The organism is Italian clover phyllody phytoplasma str. MA1, assembly GCF_000300695.1.
Taxonomy (GTDB): Bacteria; Bacillota_I; Bacilli_A; order Acholeplasmatales; family Acholeplasmataceae; genus Phytoplasma.
In genome coordinates this window covers 1-608 of record NZ_AKIM01000187.1, presented here as the reverse complement: position 1 = coordinate 608, position 608 = coordinate 1, and the positions used below count along the sequence as shown (strand labels likewise).

Here is a 608-nt window from a genome sequence, read left to right as displayed (position 1 = left end):
AATTAAAGACGATGTAAACAAAAAAGTCGAAAAAGTAACTTCTTGGTTTAAAAAATGGTTTTAATTAAAATTAAAAAGTCAAATGTGTTAAAATATTGATATATTCAAAAAAATATTAAAAAGGAAAAAGAGCCTATGATCAAAATTAAAAAATAATCAAATGGTTTTTTATTATTTTAGGGGTATTTCTTTTTTTATTTATTGGTTGGATTGTTTTAACCGAAATGAAAATCATTAAATTATCGAAAGAAGAAATTCCTATTTTAAAAGAAACCCAAGTCAAAGAAATTAATAATTGGTATGACGATGAACGAAAATGCGACATGATTGAAGTCCATTATACTTTTGATGGCCTTAATGGCATCGGTTATTATGAACAACAAAAACTTAAGGCAGAACAATTATTTCGCGAACGAGAATCATTAGAAAAACAAGCTAAAGAAAAAAACCTACAAATTTATTTAAATGATAAAGCCATAGATATGAATCGCTCACCTAATAATCCTGAATTAGATAATTTATCACAAAAAATCAGTAAAAATCGCGATGAACTAATCAAAATAAATAAAAAATTAATATTAGACCGACTAGAAAACCAAAAAGAACCC

The 608-nt window shown here is 25.2% G+C and carries 1 pseudogene; it reads left to right on the top strand.

The window, feature by feature from the left end:
• Positions 1–224: 224 nt before the first annotated feature.
• Positions 225–608 (top strand): annotated as a pseudogene (locus RI01_RS03800) (hypothetical protein); the annotation flags it as partial.